General features: G+C 39.3%; 5 protein-coding genes. 4 read left to right on the forward strand and 1 reads right to left on the reverse strand.

What is annotated here, in order from left to right:
• The 4 genes from KGI06_06135 to KGI06_06150 form a co-directional block, all read left to right on the forward strand.
• Positions 1-771: hypothetical protein (locus tag KGI06_06135; protein MDE1871787.1), on the forward strand; the 771-nt coding region annotated here is incomplete at its 5' end.
• Between the two features lie 15 nt (positions 772-786).
• Complete coding sequence (locus KGI06_06140; GenBank protein ID MDE1871788.1) at positions 787-1,272, forward strand: hypothetical protein; 486 nt, start codon at positions 787-789, stop codon at positions 1,270-1,272.
• A complete protein-coding gene (locus tag KGI06_06145; protein ID MDE1871789.1) occupies positions 1,269-1,706 on the forward strand; it encodes a hypothetical protein in 438 nt (145 codons plus the stop codon). Before KGI06_06140 ends, KGI06_06145 begins: the two co-directional genes overlap by 4 nt.
• On the forward strand, positions 1,703-2,233 hold the full coding sequence (locus KGI06_06150; protein MDE1871790.1) for a hypothetical protein: 531 nt from the start codon (positions 1,703-1,705) through the stop codon (positions 2,231-2,233). The genes KGI06_06145 and KGI06_06150 overlap by 4 nt, the downstream gene beginning before the upstream one ends.
• On the opposite strand, the gene KGI06_06155 is transcribed toward KGI06_06150, so the two are convergent.
• Positions 2,211-2,418: hypothetical protein (locus tag KGI06_06155; GenBank protein ID MDE1871791.1), on the reverse strand; the 208-nt coding region annotated here is incomplete at its 5' end. The two genes, KGI06_06150 and KGI06_06155, sit on opposite strands and share 23 nt — an antisense overlap.

Consider the following 2,418-nt stretch of genomic DNA (forward strand, 5'->3'; position numbering starts at 1 on the left):
GTAGCAGTCCAAAAAGTTGATTACCTGTACATCAATACAATCAACGGAACACCACAATCATCAGTAAAGGGTCAGGACTTGTATGATTTCAACATGGAAGGATTCCAAGTAGCCCCATACATAAGCACACTATCAAGCACTAACCAGGGTGTACAGGCATTTAGCTTGCCTTACTTCTTCAATCCATTCATGTATGACTATACGGAGAACTTTGGAGTAGATGCCGGAATCTTAAGTCAGATTCAGCTTGCAACTAAAGCGGATGTATCAAACAGATTCCAAAGCTATGTCTTTGATATGTATCTTGAAGGTGTTGACTCTACAACTAGACCAACAACTAACGGTTACATCAAGATGACAAGAGATGAGGAAACATCCACGGCAGGCCAAACACTATACACCAAAGTATACGGTAAGAGATTGCTTGGTATCTTCAACTTTATGACAAATTTCATCGATAACTTGTCTGCAAACGCAGCAATCAATACAACCACAATCAGAAACCAGGCTATAACATTCTCTAGAAGTGTAGTTTACGGTCCATTCACTCCAATGAGAGCATTAGCAACACAAGCATGGCAAGTAAACACAACTAGCCCACCAATTCTCAACAACGCAGACCACTTCCAAGACCTCGGTATGCATAATAGAATGGGTCCATTGGGTGTGAACATAGCTGGAAACAACCAAGTTGAAATCCAAACAACAGGTGGAGATGCAAACGCTTACCGAACTTACGGTGTCATATTAGTCGATAAGCAGTTTGGTTAGGAGTAATCCTAAACCATGTCCTTCTTTTCCAGGATAACTCCCTCTGTTTTCTCACAGCTAGCTGCAAACAATCAAGCGCAAGCTCAACAATTCTCTGACTTGAATACAGGAATTGGAAAGTTAAACGCTGGAATACAGAACCTGACAGACAAAATGGAAAAGCCTTTCACATTTCTTAACCTGAATAACCAGGGAGTCTCTGCCAATGTAGCCGCAAATACTATCATAGTAGCTGGAATACCTGTACCAAACGGTTACAGGGGAAGAGTAAAAGACTTTAACGTCAATTTCACTACTTCAGGAGGAACTATAGGCTATGCAATACTTGATTATAACGGCAAGAACATAATCCAGATAGTTACACCAAATATCAATTCCAGTTCTTCAGGCTTTGGAGATACAATACTAGATTCAAACACATGTATTGGTATAATTGGAACAGTTCAAGGAGCTGGAATATTCACAGGTTATCTTTCAGGGGAGATTGTTAAGATACAATGACCTCTGCAGACGTTCTAAATGCAATTTTAGCAGCTAGAAGTAACCCTGCAAACGCTTCATTTTTTGCTAGCAATCCTTCCAATTATTTGGGAGGAATGAAAAATGCTTTGACAACAGGACAACTACAAGCTGTAACTGCTACTGGAACAGTAAATGTATTGGCAGGGGGAATAGCTTATCATGTAACACCTGGAACTGGAAGCCAACCATTTAATTATACTCCTGTTGGATATGACCCTAATTATTATGCTAATTTACCTTCTCCGCCTACTCCAACAAATACCCTAGTACCAAGCAATACCTCAAGCCCTGGAACTGGAAGAAATTTGACAAGTTCTATTTCAGACGGATTAAATCAAGTGAAAGGTATCTTGGGCCCTGTTGGAATACTCATAGGTATTGGATTATTTGCCTTTGTGGTGTTGAAAAAATGAGCGGAATAGGAATAGGACTTGGAGAAGGAGAAGCTTTAGGTTCTGAAGTAGCAGTTACACTTTCAAGACTAGGACAATTACTAAAATTACCTACAATATCAAGCGGTCCAACAATTACAGGGGCTCCAAGTGCAGGAGACCAAATAGTAATAGGAGGCCCAAGGTTACAAACACCAAATACAAATATCTTTTCACCAATTACTGACTTTTTTAGTAACTTATTCAAAACTCCTGCTAGTCCAATATCTCCCAAAGCATCAGATATTACAAACACAGCAACTGTTCCAAGAGTATCAACTCCAATAAATCCGAATGTTATAGCTGGAAGTGCAGCAGTTGGAGCTACGGCAATAGGAGGAACAATAATTCTTACAAATCCAGGAGTCCAGCAAACAGCTCAATCATATTCTCAAGGTTTTAATTCACTTGCACAAGGATTTAGTACTGTATCTAGTACACTTACGTCAAATCCGTTAATCTTAATAGCCTTAATCGGTTTAGGAGTCATAGTGATATTAAAGAAATGAGTACACAAACAGGTGGTAATGTTGGAAGTATTCTAACCTCTGCTAGAGGCGTAGCTGGTACAGGTATTAATTTTCCAATTATTGGCTCTGTGACACTTGGAGCAGTTGTAGTTATTGGTCTTGGTATGTATCTTTTGTTTGGTAGAAGAAAGAAGAAGATAGGTATAGTGTCATTATAGGAGAAA

The organism is Candidatus Micrarchaeota archaeon (assembly GCA_028866575.1).
GTDB lineage: Archaea > Micrarchaeota > Micrarchaeia > Micrarchaeales > Micrarchaeaceae > UBA12276.

What these genes read in the sequence shown, in the direction of transcription:
- KGI06_06140 (MDE1871788.1), top strand. Translation starts at nt 787, where the DNA reads ATGTCCTTCTTTTCCAGGATAACTCCCTCTGTTTTCTCACAGCTAGCT.
- KGI06_06145 (MDE1871789.1), top strand. Translation starts at nt 1,269, where the DNA reads ATGACCTCTGCAGACGTTCTAAATGCAATTTTAGCAGCTAGAAGTAAC.
- KGI06_06150 (MDE1871790.1), top strand. Translation starts at nt 1,703, where the DNA reads ATGAGCGGAATAGGAATAGGACTTGGAGAAGGAGAAGCTTTAGGTTCT.